This window comes from Pseudoxanthomonas sp. UC19_8 (assembly GCF_042700505.1).
Lineage (GTDB): Bacteria > Pseudomonadota > Gammaproteobacteria > Xanthomonadales > Xanthomonadaceae > Pseudoxanthomonas_A > Pseudoxanthomonas_A winnipegensis.
On record NZ_CP170559.1, the window covers coordinates 98635 to 115737 of the forward strand.

Annotated in this window: 15 protein-coding genes and 1 pseudogene; 9 read left to right on the forward strand and 7 right to left on the reverse strand. The window is 70.1% G+C overall.

Features of this window, described 5'->3' with window-relative positions; genetic code table 11:
* Positions 1–126 precede the first annotated feature (126 nt).
* The 4 genes from ACFJIT_RS00455 to ACFJIT_RS00470 form a co-directional block, all read right to left on the reverse strand.
* Complete coding sequence (locus tag ACFJIT_RS00455) at positions 127–1872, reverse strand: peptidoglycan-binding protein (RefSeq protein ID WP_379654651.1); 1746 nt, start codon at positions 1870–1872, stop codon at positions 127–129.
* 114 nt (positions 1873–1986) lie between these two features.
* Positions 1987–2553, reverse strand: a complete 567-nt coding sequence (locus ACFJIT_RS00460) for a hypothetical protein (RefSeq protein WP_379654652.1) — start codon at positions 2551–2553, stop codon at positions 1987–1989.
* Positions 2554–2688: 135 nt separating this feature from the next.
* Positions 2689–3129 (reverse strand): hypothetical protein, encoded by a 441-nt coding sequence (locus tag ACFJIT_RS00465; protein WP_379655682.1) that lies wholly within the window; start codon positions 3127–3129, stop codon positions 2689–2691.
* A 161-nt stretch (positions 3130–3290) separates the two neighbouring features.
* On the reverse strand, positions 3291–4217 hold the full coding sequence (locus ACFJIT_RS00470) for a phosphoribosylaminoimidazolesuccinocarboxamide synthase (protein WP_130525035.1): 927 nt from the start codon (positions 4215–4217) through the stop codon (positions 3291–3293).
* A 177-nt stretch (positions 4218–4394) separates the two neighbouring features.
* Here ACFJIT_RS00470 and ACFJIT_RS00475 point away from each other — a divergent pair, with 177 nt between their 5' ends.
* From ACFJIT_RS00475 to ACFJIT_RS00515, 9 genes and pseudogenes are all read left to right on the forward strand, one after another.
* On the forward strand, positions 4395–4736 hold the full coding sequence (locus tag ACFJIT_RS00475) for a DnaJ domain-containing protein (RefSeq protein ID WP_379654653.1): 342 nt from the start codon (positions 4395–4397) through the stop codon (positions 4734–4736).
* A gap of 26 nt (positions 4737–4762) precedes the next feature.
* A complete protein-coding gene (rpe, locus tag ACFJIT_RS00480; RefSeq protein WP_130525034.1) occupies positions 4763–5434 on the forward strand; it encodes a ribulose-phosphate 3-epimerase in 672 nt (223 codons plus the stop codon).
* Positions 5431–5910, forward strand: a complete 480-nt coding sequence (locus ACFJIT_RS00485) for a GNAT family N-acetyltransferase (protein WP_130528152.1) — start codon at positions 5431–5433, stop codon at positions 5908–5910. Before rpe ends, ACFJIT_RS00485 begins: the two co-directional genes overlap by 4 nt.
* Positions 5911–5920: 10 nt before the next feature.
* Positions 5921–7084, forward strand: coding sequence for a lactonase family protein (locus ACFJIT_RS00490; RefSeq protein WP_379654654.1), 1164 nt, complete (start codon positions 5921–5923; stop codon positions 7082–7084).
* 367 nt (positions 7085–7451) lie between these two features.
* A complete protein-coding gene (yegS, locus tag ACFJIT_RS00495; RefSeq protein WP_379654655.1) occupies positions 7452–8378 on the forward strand; it encodes a lipid kinase YegS in 927 nt (308 codons plus the stop codon).
* Positions 8379–8812: 434 nt separating this feature from the next.
* Positions 8813–9397: an RNA polymerase sigma factor gene (locus ACFJIT_RS00500; RefSeq protein WP_379654656.1), complete on the forward strand. Its 585-nt coding sequence runs from the start codon at positions 8813–8815 to the stop codon at positions 9395–9397.
* Positions 9375–9956: pseudogene (locus tag ACFJIT_RS00505) on the forward strand (FecR domain-containing protein); the annotation flags it as partial. The gene ACFJIT_RS00500 and the pseudogene ACFJIT_RS00505, both read left to right, overlap by 23 nt.
* Before the next feature lie 169 nt (positions 9957–10125).
* The gene (locus ACFJIT_RS00510) at positions 10126–10386 is read left to right on the forward strand and encodes a FecR domain-containing protein (protein WP_379655810.1); all 261 of its coding nucleotides are present in this window, start codon (positions 10126–10128) and stop codon (positions 10384–10386) included.
* 412 nt (positions 10387–10798) lie between these two features.
* Positions 10799–13786, forward strand: a complete 2988-nt coding sequence (locus ACFJIT_RS00515) for a TonB-dependent receptor plug domain-containing protein (RefSeq protein WP_379654657.1) — start codon at positions 10799–10801, stop codon at positions 13784–13786.
* Between the two features lie 37 nt (positions 13787–13823).
* Here ACFJIT_RS00515 and ACFJIT_RS00520 read toward each other — a convergent pair whose 3' ends face one another.
* Genes ACFJIT_RS00520 through ACFJIT_RS00530 form a run of 3 tightly spaced genes read right to left on the reverse strand, consistent with a single transcriptional unit; the run spans position 13824 to position 17098 of the window.
* On the reverse strand, positions 13824–14936 hold the full coding sequence (locus ACFJIT_RS00520; protein ID WP_379654658.1) for an acetamidase/formamidase family protein: 1113 nt from the start codon (positions 14934–14936) through the stop codon (positions 13824–13826).
* Positions 14926–16038, reverse strand: a complete 1113-nt coding sequence (locus ACFJIT_RS00525) for an asparaginase (RefSeq protein WP_379654659.1) — start codon at positions 16036–16038, stop codon at positions 14926–14928. The genes ACFJIT_RS00520 and ACFJIT_RS00525 overlap by 11 nt, the downstream gene beginning before the upstream one ends.
* 19 nt (positions 16039–16057) lie before the next feature.
* Positions 16058–17098 (reverse strand): type II asparaginase, encoded by a 1041-nt coding sequence (locus ACFJIT_RS00530; RefSeq protein ID WP_379654660.1) that lies wholly within the window; start codon positions 17096–17098, stop codon positions 16058–16060.
* Between the last annotated feature and the right edge of the window lie 5 nt (positions 17099–17103).

Here is a 17103-nt window from a genome sequence, read left to right on the forward strand (position 1 = left end):
CAGCGGGCGGCATGCTGCGCCGCGAAATCGACGCGAACGCAAACAGAAGCGCCGCGCCTTCTTACGAAAGCGCGGCGCTTCGGCCCCTCCCCTTGCGCAGCAGGGGGAGGCTGGGAGGGGGTTGCCTCAGCTAAGCGCGGCCCCAACCGAAGGCCGCCTCACCAACCCCTCCCACACCCTCAACCCATCACCGCTGCATCGCCACCACCGGCGTCGGCTCGACGACCGGAGCCGCCCGCTGCTGCGCCAGCAACTGCTGACTGCTGTGCTCGAAGCTCGGCGGCTGCGCCAGATCGACCGTGGCGCGGAAGCCCGGCGTGGTCCCCACGACGTAAGCCTTGCCGTCCTGCACCGCCACCCCGCCGACCTTCTCCGGGGTATCGATGCCGTGCTGCTTGGCCTGCACGGTGATATGCGCGGCCAGCTCGTTCGAATAAGGCGCCGGCACTTGGGCACGGATGGCCGTATACAGCCGGTGGTCCGGATGCGAGGCCTGGTCAGCCCGGGCGTCGCGATCGCCGGTCGTGCCGCCAACGCCCGGCGCGTGTCCGGCCCGACCTCGCCATCCACCGCGATCCCGTGCGTGCGCTGCAGCCGCTCCACCGCCGCCTGCGTATGCGTGCCGAACTTGCCGTCCTCGGCCAACCGCCGCCCATGCTCGTCCCGCACGCCCAGCGTGTTGAGCTGCTGCTGCAGGGCGCGCACGTTCGGGCCGTGATCGCCGTGCTGGAGCACCTCGGCGCCGGCGCCACGATGCGGTGCCGCGGTCGAGGTCGGCGCGGACGTGGTCTGCGCCGGCGCATGGCGATCCCAGAACGTCTGCGGGCTGATCAGATGGCCCTGCGGATCGCGCAGCTGGTAGTGCACGTGCTGGGCATATTGACCGGCGCCTTCGGGTCCGCGCCCGCCCATCGTGCCGATCGGATCGCCGGCGCGCACGACCTGGCCTTCCTTCACCGAGCGCGAATCCAGATGCAGGATCTCGTGCGAGTTGCCCTGCGCGTCGCGGATCTTCACCGTGCCGTACTGGCCGCCGGAGAAGGTCACCGTGCCGTCGATGGGCGAATGGACGGTCGGATGCCGCAGGTTGCGGCCGGCCTGGCCGCCCTCGTAGTTGAAGTCGGTGCCGCCATGCGGCCCCTTGCCACGATGCTCACCGAAGTTGCCCGTGATGTGGCGGTCTTGACCGCCCTGGCCCGGCAGCATGCGCTCCATCGTCTGCTGGAAGCCGCCGTGGCCTTGCGCGTGGGAGGCGGGCGAGGGCGTCGCATGCGTCGGCGCGTGTCCCTGGGTCTGGGTCTGCGACAGGCGCTGTTCGACGAAGCGCTCGTAACGGTCCAGGTAGGGCGCCACCTCGCGCTGGGACAAGCCAAGACCGCCATAGTCCTTGCTGGGGCCGTCGTGGTGGTACTTGTAGATGTAGTCCTCACCGTGGCCGCGGCTGCGCGCCAGGTCCCGATTGTCGATGAAGTGCTGCACCAGCGCCTGCGACTGGGTCCGCACGTCGAAGCGGTTGGCGTTGTTGAGCCCGTACTGGCCACCGGTGCGGTCGATGAACTGGCCAAGCCCGGACGCGGAGGTGGTCCCCGCGGCCGCATCCGGGTTGAAGCCGGATTCGACCCGGGCGATGGCCAGCACATAGGCCGTCTCGCGCGATGACAGCCCGGCCTCGCGCGAGGCGTCGATCAGGTTGTCGATCACCCTGGACTGGGTCTGCGGAGTGGCATCGCCCCATCGGCGCGACTCGCCGTGCAGACGGCCATCGCCGGCGTCGATGGGTTCGCGGTAGTGGCTCCAGGGCTTGATCCTGTCGCTGCGATAGGCGGCCCCGCGGGGCTGCACCATCTCGGTGTAGATCGTGTCGTCGGTCATGTCGTGCGTTCCTTTCTATGAGACGGATTCTTCCTTGGGAGGGGTACTGCTCCATGTACTGCGTACTGCGTTGGCCACGCGCTGCCGGATGGCGGTGCGTGAGCTTTCCTTAGCTCAGGACGGGTAGGGCACCACCTCCGGGTGCTTGAGTCCCAGCTCCTCGAGCTTGTGTTGGTATTCATCGTTGTTCGGGCTCTGCTGGCCGTCTTCCTCATGCAGCGGCGGAGTCGCGTGATTCAGCAGCCGGCCCTGGGCGTCGTAGAGGAAGAACCACTCGCAGAACTCGCAGCCATAAGGCAGTTCGCCGTATTGCACGACGAAGTAGGCGCCGCCCTTGCCGTCTTCGGCGCAGCCCAGGCCCACCGCGGTGTAGTCGCTCATCTCGGGGGGCGCGGCCAGGGTCTGACGCTGCCCGTCGCGTTCCAGCTCGACCTGGGTCTTGGTGGAGGCGGCGCCGTCCTGGCGAGGCAACGCGTCCAGGTGCAGGCGTGCGCCTGGGCATTCCTTGATCATGCCGTTCTGTCCTTGTGCGGCCGCTTCGGTCGAAGCGGGAGAGGGTGAGGGAGCCGAGGCCTGTACCGGCGTGCCGGCGGTCTGGTCCGTGGAAGACGTCTTGCCGCCGCAGGCGGCCAGCACCAGGGTGAGGCCCAAGGCGGGCAGGATGGAGCGGGCGGGGCGCATCAGGTCACCTCCTTGGCGGTGTGAGTCACGGGAAGGCAGGCCATACGGTCAGCGGCATCCGGCATGCGGGTCGAACTGTTCGAAGCCCAGCGGGCCGATCTCCTCTGTCATGGCGCGTCCGAGCGATTCATCGACTCAAAGCGACTGGTCGTCCACCTTCACCAGGGTCCAGCAGGACCGCTGGGCGAAGTAATAGACCTGCTGGTCGCCGCTGTCCGGCGTGCGCACCAGCACCTTGCGTCCGCCGGCCTCGTCGGAGACCACGACCTCGCGTCCGCCGCTGCGGGCCGCCTCCAGGTCGGGAATCACCGGCCATTCGACCTCGGCCAGCGGGACCTGGCGGGTCACCGGCGCGGGTTCGGGCTGGGCGTTCGGATCGAGCTGGATCATCGTCAACGGATCGGCCGTGGCCTTTTCCTGGACCGCGATGTCGGCGCTGAAGCGCTGTACGAAGTGGTCGAAGTCCGCGTCGGGGCAGGTGGCCGGGGCCGCGGCGGACGCGGCTGGCGCAGCGGGGACAGGCGCGGCAGCAGGGGCGGGCGCCTGCGGCTTGCAGGCGGCGAGCGCCAGAATCAGCGCGGACACGGGCACGAGCGTGCGGGTGAAGACCACTGGATCCTCCTGATCGCAAACAAGGCGCCCCGGGCAGGGCGCGTCATCGGGCCGGAGGATACCCGGCGTCTGCGGCCAGGTTTGTGAAGCGCACCCCGCGTCGCGCGCGGGGTGCTTGGCGCCGTTCAATCCAGGCGGATGTCGGCCAGCTTGAGCAGGGCCTCGGCGTAGCGGGCGCGGGTGCGCTCGATCACTTCCGGCGGCAGCACCGGGCCCGGCGCGGTCTTGCCCCAGTCCAGCGTCTCCAGGTAGTCGCGCACGATCTGCTTGTCGTAGCTGGGCGGGCTGAGGCCGACCTGGTACTCGTCGGCCGGCCAGTAGCGCGAGGAATCCGGCGTCAGCATCTCGTCCATGATGTACAGGCGGCCGTCGGCATCGGTGCCGAACTCGAACTTGGTGTCGGCCAGCAGGATGCCGCGCGAGGCGGCGTATTCGGCCGCGAAGCTGTAGATGCGCAGGGTCGCATCGCGCACGCGTTCGGCCAGGTCGCCGCCGACGGTCTTGACCATGGCGTCGAAGTCGATGTTCTCGTCGTGGTCGCCGACCGCGGCCTTGGTCGAGGGGGTGAAGATCGGCTCGCGCAGCTTCTGCGCCTGCTGCAGGCCGTCGGGCAGCTCGATGCCGCTGATCTTGCCGGTGCGCTGGTAGTCCTTCCAGCCGCTGCCGATCAGATAGCCGCGGGCGATGGCCTCCACCGGCACCGGCTTGAGCTTGCGCGTGACCACCGCGCGGCGCGCGTACAGCGCCGGGTCCACGCCCTCGGGCAGGACGTCGGCGACCTCGATGCCGGTCAGGTGGTTGGGCATCAGGTGGGCGGTCTTGTCGAACCAGAAGTTGGAGATCTGGCACAGCATCTCGCCCTTGCCGGGGATCGGGTCGGGCAGGACCACGTCGAAGGCGGAGAGGCGGTCGGTGGCGACGATCAGCAGATAGTCGCCGGGCGCGGCGTTGGCCGGCAGGCGTTCGCGTGGGATGTCGAAGACGTCGCGGACCTTGCCGCGATGGCGCAGGGTCAGACCGGGCAGATCGGCTTGCAACAGCGTGGTGGGCACACAGCACTCCTGGCGTGAGGCGAAAGGCGCTCGAAACCCCGCTCGCTGCGTGTGCCGGCGCGCCGGTTAAGGCGGCGGCGGGCCGCGTAGTGTACGCGCCTGCGCGCAAAGCGCGAGATGCACGACCCGCCTACCGTAAAATGTCGCTTCCCTCCCCACCGCAGGCCCGACCTCCCGATGAATCGCTGGTACGGAAAACTGCTGGGCGGCATCGCCGGCGCGCTGCTGTTCCGCCCCAATCCGGTGTTCGGCGCCCTGGTGGGACTGCTGCTGGGCCATGCCTTCGACCGGGACTGGTTCCAGCTGTCGCGGGACAACCCGTACCGCGCCTTCGACCTGACCGGCGACGCCAGCGATGCGGAAGTCGACCAGGCCTACCGCCGCCTGATCTCCCAGTACCACCCCGACCGCCTGGCCGGCGCCGCGCCCGAGCTGCGCGCCCGCGCCGAGGCCCGCGCACGCGAGCTCAACGCCGCCTACGACCGCATCAAGACGCTGCGCCGCAAGCGCGCCGCCTGACCTCCTTCCTCTTCCGGCAGACCGCCATGTCCAACTGCATCATTTCCCCGTCCATCCTGTCGGCCGACTTCGCCCGGCTTGGCGCCGAGGTCGACGCCGTGCTCGCCGCCGGCGCCGACTGGATCCATTTCGACGTGATGGACAACCACTACGTGCCCAACCTGACCATCGGCCCGATGGTGTGCGAGGCGCTGCGCAAGTACGGGGTGACCGCGCCGATCGACGTGCACCTGATGGTCGAGCCGGTGGACCGCGTCGTGCCGGACTTCGCCAAGGCCGGCGCCAGCCACATCAGCTTCCATCCCGAGGCCAGCCGCCACGTGCACCGCACGATCCAGCTGATCAAGTCGCACGGCTGCACCGCCGGCGTGGTGCTCAATCCGGCCACCTCGCTGGACGTGCTGGACTGGGTGCTGGACGAGGTGGACCTGGTGCTGCTGATGTCGGTCAACCCGGGCTTCGGCGGGCAGGCCTTCATTCCCTCGGCGCTGGACAAGCTGCGCGCGGTGCGCGAGCGCATCGACGCCAGCGGCCGCAGGATCCATCTGGAGATCGACGGCGGGGTGAAGGTGGACAACATCGGCCAGATCGCCGCCGCCGGCGCCGATACCTTCGTCGCCGGCTCGGCGATCTTCAACGCCCCGGACTATGCGCAGGTGATCTCGCAGATGCGCGCGGCCGTGGCGGGGGCGAAGTGAGCCTGTCCATCCGCAGCGCCACGCGCGAGGACATCCCGCTGATCCTGGAGCTGATCCGCGCGCTGGCCGAGTACGAGCGCGAACCGCACGCGGTCCAGGCCACCGAGGCCGACCTGGGGCGCACGCTGTTCGACGCGGGCGCCACCGCCTATTGCGTGCTCTGCGAGCAGGACGGCGTGGCGCTGGGCTTTGCGGTGTACTTCTTCAACTACTCCACCTGGAAAGGGCGCAACGGCCTCTATCTGGAGGACCTGTTCGTGCGGCCGCAGGCGCGCGGCCAGGGTGCCGGCCTGGCCCTGCTGCGCCACCTGGCGCGGCTGGCGGTGGAGAAGGACTGCGGGCGCTTCGAGTGGTCGGTGCTGGACTGGAACCAGCCGGCGATCGACTTCTACCGCGCCGTGGGCGCGCGGCCGATGGACGAATGGACCATCTATCGCCTGGATGGCCAGGCGCTGACCGACTTCGCACAGGGCTAAAGGGGCGCACATGTTCAATCTGCTCAAGGCCACGATGCTGGCGATCGCCGCGCTGCCGCTGGCTGCGGTGGCGGCGCCCGCGTCGGTGGACCTGCTGGTCGGTTCGTATACCGACAGCGGCTCGCCGGGGCTGTATGCCTACCGCTTCGATACCGCCAGCGGCCGGCTGGACGCGCAGCCTTGGCAGACGCTGCGCCTGGACAATCCGTCCTGGCTGGTGCTCGCGCCCGACCAGACGCGCGTCTACACCGTCAGCGAGAACGGGCCGGGCGCGCGCGACACGGTCGGCCGCGCCGGGGTGCTGACGCTGGACGCGCAGCATCGGCTGACGCTGCAGGGCCAGGTCTCCACGCTCGGCGACCATCCCACCCACGCCAGCCTGACGCCGGACGGGCGCTATCTGCTGGTGGCCAACTATTCGGTCGACACGCATCCGGGTGGGTCGCTGGCGGTCCTGCCGATCGATGCGCAGGGCCGGCTGCAGCCGGTCACCCAGCTGCTGACCTACCAGGCCAGTCACGTGGACCCCGAGCGCCAGCGCTCGTCGCATGTGCACTGGGTCGGCTTCTCGCCCGACGGCGCGACCGCCTATGCCTCCGACCTGGGCGGCGATCGCGTGTACGCCTACCGCTATGCGCCGCAGGCCAACGCCGAACGGCCGCTGCAGCCCGCGCCCACCCCGTTCCTGGCGCTGCCGCCTGGCAGCGGGCCGCGGCACCTGACCTTCGACGCCAGCGGCCGGCACGCCTACCTGACCCTGGAGATGGCCGGGCAGGTGGCGGTGCTGGACGTCGACGCGCAGGGCGCGCTGCGGCTGCGCGAGGTGGTGAACCTGTTCGCGCCCGGCTTCACCGGCGGCAACGGCGGCGGCGCGCTGCACCTGTCGGCGGACGGGCGCTTCCTGTATGCGATCAATCGCGGTGGCGACGATCATCTGGCCGTGTTCGCGGTCGGCGCCGATGGCGGGCTGACGCTGATCCAGCGCCGCGCCACCGAGGGCCGGCAGGCGCGCGAGTTTGCCATCGATCCGTCCGGGCGCTTCCTGCTGATCGCCGTGCAGGGCGCCAACCGGATCGTGGTGCTGGCGCGCGACCCGCACACCGGCAAGCTCGGCAAGACGCTGCAGACCGTGGAGGTGGCGGCGCCGTCGGACCTGAAGTTCCTGCGGCCGTAGAGCGGAGCTTGTGGCAGTCCCCTCTTGGGGACTCCGCTGGGGCTTTCCCACAAACCTTTCACCGGGGCCTTCCCACGAACCGGACGAAGGGCAGCGGAGCGAGCTCCGCTCTACAGGAAGACCGCGGCGGGATGTGAGGAGGCAGTTGCTCCCGCAAACCGGAGATGCCGCCCTATGGCGGCACACAAAAAAAGAACCGCGTCGAGTCGCCCCGGCGCGGTTCCCGCGAAGACTGGAGGCTGATCCTGCCTCCCTCCGTCGTCCCTGCTATGGCCTTCCACGCTACGCGCCGTATCTGACGGGAACATGACAGCCGGAGGCCGCGGCGACTGCTAGCCTGCGCCACCCCACGTCTGTTGCCCTCCCCATGTCCCAGCCGCGCTGGTGTCTGATCCTCAACGGCAAGGCCGCCGGCAACGATGCGGTGCGCGCCGCGGTGACGCAGGCGCGCGAGCGCGGCGCGCGGCTGGACGTGCGCGTGACCTGGGAGAGCGGCGACGCCGAGCGCTACGTCACCGAGGCCATCGCCGACGGCGTGGACACGGTGATCGCCGGCGGCGGCGACGGCACGCTCAGCGAGGTCGCCACCACCCTGGCCCATCGCGACGAGGACGCCGACGCGCTGCCCGCGCTGGCCCTTCTGCCGCTGGGCACGGCCAACGACTTCGCCACCGCCGCCGAGCTGCCGCTCGAGCCGCAGGCCGCGCTGGCGCTGATCGCCGCGGCGCCGGCGCGTCCCATCGACCTGCTGCGCGTCACCGCAGACCACGGCCCGCACTGGTGCGCCAACATGGCCACCGGCGGCTTCGGCACCCAGGTCACGGTGGAGACCGACGAGGCGATGAAGCGCGTGCTCGGCGGCCTGGCCTATGTGGTCACCGGCCTGTCGCGACTGGGCCGGGTCGAGCCGATGCGGGCGCGCTTCCGCGGGCCCGACTTCGCCTGGGAGGGCAGCTTCATCGCGCTGGGGCTGGGCAACGGCCGCCAGGCCGGCGGCGGCCAGGCGCTGTGCCCGGACGCGCTGGTCGACGACGGCCTGCTGGAGCTGACCATCGTCCCCGAGCTGACCGGCGCCTTCGCCGCCACGCTGGGCACGCTGATCACCGGCGGCAAGCGCGCGGCGCTGGAGCAGGCCGCCGTGCGTGCGCGTCTGCCGTGGGTCGAGATCGATGTGGCCGAGCCGATCACGCTCAACCTGGACGGCGAGCCGGAGACCTCGCGCCACTTCCGCGTGGACTGCGTGCCTGGCCGCCTGCGCATGCACCTGCCCGACGGCTGCCCGCTGCTGGCCTGACTCGGCTGCGCTGCGGTCGCGCCGCAGATTCTCCCGTCTCGCCGCGCCCGGGTCCGGTCCACGGCTCGGCTGCGAGGCCAGGCACTGCCGCGACCCCCAGGCCGCCCGGCGCGCATCAGCCACGCTGCGCCGCTTGCGTCGCCGCGCCATTCCCGGGAATCTAAGGTTCAGGCCCCGTCGCGCGCGACACGATGGCGGCCGACGCCGTAGAGCACTGCGCTTCCGCCCGTCCCACGGACAGGCCGGCTTTCCCCGAACACGGACGCTCGCGGCCGGCGCTGCCTTGCCGGCCGCCGGCGTGCGTCGTCTTCGGCGGACGAACTTTCTTCGCGCGTTGAGGTAGGGGGTCGGCGGAAACGGACGTCTGTCCGAGGGGAGGTGGTCTGCGTTCTTCTCAAGAGATGCTTGAGTTCGGGCATGTGGCGAATCACTCAATGAGCAAGATCTCCGAAGAGGTTTTCACCGTCGAGGAAGAGGACACCGTGTGCGCGTTGGACGAGGTACCGCTGGATGTCGACGCGCTGGTGCGGACCAGCCATGTCTCGCTGATCCAGTTCCTGCGAAGCCGGCTGCGATGTCCGGAGGATGCCCACGATGTCGTGCAGGAGACCTACATCAGGATGCTCCAGTACAACGGCTCGACGGCGCTGCGCTCGCCCACCTCGATGCTGTTCCGGATCGCCATCAACGTCGCCAACGACCTCAAGCGCAGCGAACGGGTCCGGCATGTTTCCCATCAATGCAACATCGATGATTTCGAACTGACCGCGCAGACCCCGTCCTCGGAGCAGCACGTCCAGGCCAAGCAGGAACTGTCGATCGTGCAACAGACGATCGAGGAGCTTCCGCTCAAGTGCCGCACGGTGTTCCTGCTCAGCCGCGCCAGGGGCATGACCTACCCCGAGATCGCCAGGCACTGCGGGATCTCCGTGAAGATGGTGGAAAAACACATCAGCCATGCCCTTGCCGTGTGCATGAGCAGGGTGGCCAAACAGAATGGAACGATCAGTGGACACTAGAGACGAAGAGAAGCTGCTGCAGGACGCGGCAAGACACGCCGCCAGGCAGTGGTCCGGCGCGCAGACCGAACAGGAGCGCGCCGCACTGCAGGCCTGGCTCGAGCGCGATCCGGCGCACGCCGACGCGTTCGCGGCCGCGCAGCTGCTGGCCGACGGGGTGGCCGAACTGGGCCGCTGCGATCCGCAGATGGCGCGGCTGGTCGCGCAGGCCGAGCAGCCCGTCGGGGGCGCGCATCGCCGCCTGGCCCGGACGACGTGGACGCTCGTGGCGCTGGCCGCCTGCGCGGCCGTCGTGGCCGCCGTGCAATGGCGACCGGCGCTGGGCGGCGCCGACCCGCAGACGACCTATGCCGCCACCGATGCGCCGCGCAGGATCGACCTGCCGGATGGCTCGCGCATCGACCTGGATGTCGGCACGCGCGTGCAGGTGGCCTATAGCCGCTCCGAACGCCGCATCGCGCTGCTGGCCGGACGCGCGCTGTTCGCGGTGGCCCACGATCGCGACCGCCCGTTCGAGGTGGACGCGGATGGCTACAGGACCGTCGCGTTGGGGACCCGGTTCCAGGTCGATCGTCGCGCTGCCCTGATCGCGGTGACCCTGAGCGAAGGCTCGGTGCGCGTGGAAGGCGGGGTGGGATCGGCCGCCACCTGGCAGCGCCTGCGCCCGGGTGAGCGCCTGCTGCTGCCGCCGGATGGGACGCACGGCCTGGCACAGGGAGCGCGCCGACGTGGACGTGGCCACCAGTTGGTCGCGGGGGCGCCTGCTGTTCCGCGACACGCCCCTGGACGAGGCCGTGCACGAGATCAACCGCTACGCACGCATCCCGGTCGTGCTGGCCGAGCCTGGGCTGTCCACGCTCAGGATCAGCGGGAACTTCCAGGCCAACGACAGCGACACCACGGTCGCCGCGTTCGCCTCCATTCTCCCGATCCGCACGGTCAGGGAGAAGGACCGGATCCTGATCCTCGAACGCACGCGCATGCGCTGACGCAGACCCGCGAAAGCGCGCGGCGGGCCGGGCCTGCCGCGGCTCCGCGCGTCCTGCTGTTGTGATGGAAGAAAACAGGGTCGCCCGGGGAGGGCGATGCCGCCGCGATCGCGATGTTCCAGGGGCCCGGCAGGGCCGCGTGCAGGGGCTGCGCGGCGACCGGCCCTCGATGCCGGATGCGGCCGGATGCGCGCGCCGCCGCTGCGCCGTGCGCGGCGCCACGCCATGCACGCGAGATTGCCTGCGTGTGTGCGGGCGGACATGCGTGGAGAGGATTCGTTTTTTTGTGCAATGCAGTATCGTTCAAGCGGGATGGAGGAAGTGGGAGTTCCGCGGAGCGGCCAGTTAGTCCCCTCTCATATCGACGCCGAAAATGCCCTTCTTGCCTGCAAGGCGGCTTGCTCGCGGAATTGTGAAGCTGTCCGGCCTGTCCGGTTGCCTGGCCGTGTTCGCCGGCGCCACCGTCCTCGCCCAGCCCTCGGCATCGATGGCCTCGGACCGTGTCTGGTCCGAAGCGGAGCGGGCGCGTGCGTTCGACTTCCGCATCCCGCCCGGCGCCCTGGCCGATGCCCTGGATCGTTTCAGCGAACAGAGCGGGCTGCAGGTCGTCTATTCGCTGGAGTGGCTGGAACGCAAACGCGCGCCGGTGGTCGCGGGCCGGATGTCGGCCGAGCAGGCGCTGGACAGCCTGCTGCAGGGCAGCGGCATGCGCTGGAAGCGGGTCACCGCCGGCGCGGTCGCGGTCGTGCCGGACGCGGAGTCCTCGCCGGACGCCTCCGCTCCTCGCGCGCCTGGCGCCGAAGACGCGGCGCAGTCGCATATCCCGCTGATGGATTCGGTGGAGGCGCTGGCCCTGCCGCAGCCACGCTGGTCCAACCTGCACAGCAGCTTCGCCCTGGGGATCAACAAGCGCCTGATCGAGACGCCGCGCGCGGTGACTCTGGTGCAGGAGGAAAGCCTCGACGACAACGCCGTGTCGGCCATCGACGATCTGGCCAGGGTCGCGCCCGGCACGTTCACCCCGACCCGCTTCGGCATCCAGGGCGGCATCGACATCCGCGGCGTGCCGGGCGACATCTTCTTCCGCGGCATGAAGCGTCTGAACCTGCAGGGGCATACGCCCTCGCTGCTGTCGGCGGCCAGCAGCATCGAGATCGTGCGAGGCCCGCCATCGCCCATTTACGGCATGGGCCGGATCGGCGGCTACATCAACATGGTGCCACGCGCCAGCCGCGCAGGGCCCGTCGGCGACGAGGCGACGCGGGGCTGGCTGGAGGCGACGCTGGGCAGCTACCAGCACAGGGAGGCCAGCTTCGACGTCGGCGGCCCGCTGCGGTTGGGCGAACGCAGCGCCAGCTACGACCTCTACGGCAGCGTGGTGGACTCCAACAGCTATGCGCGCAACGTGCCGCTGGACATCAAGGTGTTCCAGGGCGCGCTGAGTGTGGAACCCATGTTCGGCAGGTTCCGGCTGGAAACCGGACTGAACCTGCAGGCCTCGCGCACGGCCGGCGCGCTCCTGGGGCGGGTGACCCAGGCGCTGATCGACGATGGCACCTATGTGCGCGGAACGCCGCTGGTCAATCTGGATCTGGACGGGAGCCAGGCCATCGGCCTCAAGGAACTGAATACCGCCTCCCCGGTGTCCGGCGCGCTGGGGCCGAACAATCAGCCCCTGCGACAGGCCTGGGCCTGGCCGACCGACGCGCAGGGCCATCGGCTGCTGCTGAGCCAGTTCCCCACCATCCCGGGCATTCCGCGCACGATGTACGACTACCTGGTCGCGCATCCGGAGGCCGACCCGACCGGGTTGCTGCGCGGGCAGGGTATCGGCGGGCCGCGGCCGGCCAGGGGCGCGGTGCCGGCCGGCTTCGCCCTGGACCCGAGCACGGTGTCCTACGACACGCTGGACCGGCGCCGCTTCGCCGCCTACGAGCGCGACCTGCGCGCCGACCTGTACACCGCCTACGTGGACCTGATCGACGATGCCGATCCGGATGCCACGATGAAGAACCAGCTGTTCACCGACGTCATGCGCCAGTACAAGAGTTCCAACCAGCCGTTCGGAACCGAGCAGACGCCGTGGGTCCTGGAGGACAAGTTCACCCTCACCCGGCGCATGCGCTCGGCGTCGGGGCTGGAGCGCAGCTTCATGGTCTCCACCAATCTCCGCTACACCGATGCGCATACGCGGCAGTGCACCGGGGACTTCTCCACGCATCGCACCGATGTGATGGCGTCCAGCTGGGACAACGGCAGGAACGGCATGACGCCCAATGCGACCTTCACCAACTGCCTGGAGAACAGCGACATCCAGTCCGGTGGCTATCCGGTGACCTACGACGAGCGCACGCGGCTGCTGGAGCTGGGCACCGGCGCGCTGCTGGACCTGGAGCTGTCGCCGCACACCCGCCTGCTGCTGGGTGCGCGCCTGGACGTGTCGCGGGCCAGCACGGTGGAGTACGCCGGTACGACCGATGTCGGCGGCGGCACCTCGGCCAACCCCGGCGTGCTCGCCACTCGCGACCGGCGCGCCAGCGCCTGGGATGCGGGCGCATCGTGGAGCGCCAGCCTCACCCGCAGCTTGCCGGGCAACCTGCACCTCTATCTCACCGCGGCGCGGGCGAGCGTGGTGCTGGACGGCAACGACAACATCATCGACCGGGCGGTGGTCGAGGCCGGCCATATCGGCCAGTCCACCCTGTTCGAGGCGGGCATCAAGGGCGCGCCGCTGTCGGGCGACCTGTTCTTCAGCGCGGCCGTCTACCGCCAGCAGCGCAGCGGGATCCATTCGCCGACCGACGTGAGCGTGGCCGCGGACGCCACCTCGACCATGACCCGGGGCTGGGAGCTGGAGCTGGCGTGGACGCCGAGCCCGCACTTCTCCGCCTCGTTCTACGCCGCGCACGAGAAGACGGTGTTCGACCCCAACTACAGCATCGGCATCGTGGTCGATGCGCGCACGCTGGGCTTCGCAGACGTGGTGGACCCGGCCACCGGCAAGGTGGTCTATCCGGCCGAGGCGTTCCTGTACGGCGGGCGCGCCATCCTCGTGCTGCCCGCGGGCATGCGCGAATACGAGGAGAAGCAGGGCACGCCGAACCGGCAGATGGGCTTCAACCTGCAGCTCTCCAGCGGCGCAGGGCTCAAGTTCCTGTTCGGCGGCAACTACTTCTCGCCCACCTATGCCAGCCGCCTGAAGGTGGTGAGGCTGCCGCAGGCCTATGTGTTCAACGTCGGCGTGCAGTGGACGCGCGGCGCTTGGCAGGTCCAGCTCGATGGCCGCAACGTGTTCGACGCGCGCTACTACCGCGCCAAGACCGGCGATCGGCTGGGCGATGTCACTCTGACCGCCATGCCCGAGGCCAACTGGCTGTTGAGCGTCAGGCGGAACTTCTGAGCGCGCGGCGCCGGCGCGCGGCCGGCGCCGCGCGGTGTCACTTCGGCGGGGCGTCGACGAATAGGCGCTTGGGGATCATCGCGTGGATGCCCTTGACCCCGTCCACCACCTGCGTCACCCGGAAGTCGATGCCGATGCTGGCCAGGGCGAAGGCGCGCTGGAAGTCCAGGCCCTTCTCCTGCCGCAGGAAGGCGTTGGTCTGGCGGATGGCCTGTTGCATGGCCAGGTCCAGATCGGGGTCCAGTCCGAAGGCGATGTAGTGGCTCGGGGTCTCCGCGCGCGGCATGGTCAGGCCCATGCCCTTGTGCAGCACGAAGCGCAGCACCGTGGTGTTGGCGGTCTCGATGGCGGTGATGGTGACCTCGCCGTCGCCCTGCGCGGCGTGCGAGTCGCCGGTGAAGAACAGCGCGCCCGGATGGAACACCGGCAGCAGCAGCTTGCTGCCGGCGACCAGCTCCTTGCAGTCCAGGTTGCCGCCGAACGCCCCGGGCGGGCCGCTGGCCCGGTTGGCGCCCTCCTGCGCCGGCGGCAGCACGCCCATCACGCCGTTGAAGGGAGCCAGGGGCACCTCGATGCCCGGCTCGAAGCGGCCGACCTTCCGCACAAGGTCCAGCGGCACCACCTTCGCGTACGCTTCCCTGACGTCCTCCGGCAGGCCACCGCGGCCGGGCGCCATGCTGACCACGCCGTAGGGAATGCGTGGCGTCACCGACAGGATCTGCACCTCCAGCACATCGCCCGGCATCGCGCCGCGGACGGCGATCGGCCCGACCAGCAGGTGCCCGCTCGGGAAGCCGGGCTGGCGCTGCGTCTGCGCCAGCACCGCGGCCACCTCGTCGATCGCCTGCGCCTGCTCGGCATCCAGCTGCAGGCCCTGCTCGCGCAGCCATTGCTGGGGCGGCTTGTCGCCCCAGCGGTTGCCGCCGCCGCCATCGATGCGCACGGTCTGGCCGCTGTCGATGGTCAGGATCGGCGCCTTCTGCGCCGGGAAGTTGCCGATCACCGCGTTCTGCGGCGTCAGCCGCACGTGGTGGTCGTAGGCCGGGGCCTGCGCGTCGGCCGGCGCGGCCGCCGGCGCCAGGCCGCTGGCGCTGCACAGCAGCAGCCCGAGCAGCGCCAGCCCGAGCGCACGGAGCGGGTCAGTATTCATCGAAAATCCTCTTGATTTCGGCGGTGTCGCGGGTCTTGCTCAGGGCGAGCTGGAGCAGGATGCGGGCCTTCTCCGGCGTCAGGTTGTCGCCGGGGACGATGTCGGCCTCGCGCCGGCGCGGCGTGTCCTGGACGCGCCCGCCGCGGGTGCGTGCGGTGGCGACCACCACCACGCCCTTGGCCTGCGCGCGCTTGATGGCCTCGATCTGCGAGGCGGTCGGCGAGCCGGCACCGGTGCCGTCCACGACGATGCCCTTGGCGCCATGGGCGACCATCGCATCGATCGGGTAGCCGGGCGCATCGCGGTAGGCATAGGCGATCTCCACCACCGGCAGTTTCGGGTAGTCCCGCCCGGCGAATTCGGAGTTCACGGTGTGCCGCCGCAGCGGTTCGCGCAGGAACACCACCTTGTCCGGGTCGGCGAAGCCGATCGCGCCGACGTCGATGCCCTGGAAGGCGTTGACCCGGTAGGCGCTGCCCTTGTTGACGTCGCGCGCCGGATTGATCAGCTGATTCATCACCTGCAGCACGCCCTTGCCGCGGGCCTGGTCGCTGGCCGCCACGCGCACCGCGTCGTAGAGATTGCGCGGGCCGTCGCCGGACAGTCCCGTCCACGGCCGCTGCGAGCCGACCAGGACGATGGGCTTGTCGGTCTTCACCACCAGGTCGAGGTAGTAGGCGGTCTCGGCCATGGAGTTGGTGCCGTGGGTCAGCACGATGCCGTGGACGCTCGGGTCGCGCGCCAGCGCATTCATCCGCGCGGCGATGCGGACCTGGTCGGCGTAGACCGCCTGCGGCGCGTCGGGCGGGCCGCGCTGGTCGTCCAGCACGATGTTGGCCACGTTCTTCAGCTCGGGCAAGTCGTCGAGCCAGTCCTGCGGATCCACGCGCGGCACGCCCTTGCCGCCGTAGTTGGTGATGTTCAGGCGCGGCGTGCCGCGGCTGGCGATGGTGCCGCCGTAGGACATCAGCACCACGGTGGGCAGCGCTTCTGGCGCCGCCGGCGCCGGTGGCATGGGGATGTTGCGGGGAATCTCCTGGGCGCTGGCTGCGCCCAGCAGCAGGGCCAGCGGCCAGGCCCACCACGTCTTGTCGACTGTCATGCCTTAGTGCCTCCCAGGGTCAGTATTCGTTGAAGATGCGTTGGATCTCGGCCGGATCCGTGGTTCGGGTCAGGGCCAGGCGCAGCAGGATCCGGGCCTTGTGCGGCGGCAGGTTGTCCGCGGTAATCAGCCCGTCGGCGGCCGCGCGGGCGCTGGTCATGACCCGCCCGGACCCCTTGCGGTCGCTCATCACCAGCAGCACGCCCTTGGCGCGGGCGCGCTTGCCGGCCTCGCCGACGCCGCCGGTCAGGACGATGCCCTTGGCGCCGGCCGCGACGAAGGCGTCCACGGCCGTGCCGTCGCCGTCCTGGTAGATGTAGCTGACGTCCACGCGCGGCAGTTCCTTCAGCCCGGACACATCGAACTCCGAGCGTGCGGTGTGGCGATACAGCGGGCGGCGGTAATAGACGATGCGGTCCGAATCGGCGTAGCCGAGCGGGCCGACGTCGCGCGCCACGAAGGTGTCTACCCGGTAGGTGTTGCCCTTGGTCGTGTCGCGCGCGGCGCCGATCTGGTCGTTGAGCACGATCAGCACGCCCATCGCACGCGAGGCCGGCGCGGCGGCCACCCGCACCGCGTTGTAGAGATTGAACGGCCCATCGCGGCTGACCGCGGAGAACGGGCGCATCGCGCCGACCACCACCGTCGGCTTGTCCGAGTGGATCACCAGGCTGAGGAAGTAGGCGGTCTCCTCCAGCGTGGCGGTGCCGTGGGTGATCACCGCGCCGTCGGAATCGGGCTGGGCGAGCCAGGCGTTGACCTCCTGGGCGAGCTTGAGCAGCAGTTCGGTGTTCATCGACGGCGAGCCGACGTTGGCGACCTCGGTGTAGCTCAGGTCGGCGATGTCGTGCAGCTCGGGCAGGTCGGCGATCAGCTCCTTCGGGCCGACCTTGCCGCTGTCGTACTCCATGAGCTTCTGCCGGTCCGAGCCCAGGCTCTGGATGGTGCCGCCGGTGGTGAACAGGCGGATCCGGGGCAGGGACGTGGCGGCGCACGCCGCTGGCGAGAGCCAGGCGCCGCACAGCACGAGGATCAGGAACAGGGCGATGCGGAGCTGCATGTCAT

Excerpts from the sequence above, each read along its gene's own strand:
- ACFJIT_RS00455 (WP_379654651.1), bottom strand. The coding sequence starts at position 1,872 with ATGACCGACGACACGATCTACACCGAGATGGTGCAGCCCCGCGGGGCC.
- ACFJIT_RS00460 (WP_379654652.1), bottom strand. The coding sequence starts at position 2,553 with ATGCGCCCCGCCCGCTCCATCCTGCCCGCCTTGGGCCTCACCCTGGTG.
- ACFJIT_RS00475 (WP_379654653.1), top strand. The coding sequence starts at position 4,395 with ATGAATCGCTGGTACGGAAAACTGCTGGGCGGCATCGCCGGCGCGCTG.
- rpe (WP_130525034.1), top strand. The coding sequence starts at position 4,763 with ATGTCCAACTGCATCATTTCCCCGTCCATCCTGTCGGCCGACTTCGCC.
- ACFJIT_RS00490 (WP_379654654.1), top strand. The coding sequence starts at position 5,921 with ATGTTCAATCTGCTCAAGGCCACGATGCTGGCGATCGCCGCGCTGCCG.
- yegS (WP_379654655.1), top strand. The coding sequence starts at position 7,452 with ATGTCCCAGCCGCGCTGGTGTCTGATCCTCAACGGCAAGGCCGCCGGC.
- ACFJIT_RS00500 (WP_379654656.1), top strand. The coding sequence starts at position 8,813 with ATGAGCAAGATCTCCGAAGAGGTTTTCACCGTCGAGGAAGAGGACACC.
- ACFJIT_RS00520 (WP_379654658.1), bottom strand. The coding sequence starts at position 14,936 with ATGAATACTGACCCGCTCCGTGCGCTCGGGCTGGCGCTGCTCGGGCTG.
- ACFJIT_RS00525 (WP_379654659.1), bottom strand. The coding sequence starts at position 16,038 with ATGACAGTCGACAAGACGTGGTGGGCCTGGCCGCTGGCCCTGCTGCTG.
- ACFJIT_RS00530 (WP_379654660.1), bottom strand. The coding sequence starts at position 17,098 with ATGCAGCTCCGCATCGCCCTGTTCCTGATCCTCGTGCTGTGCGGCGCC.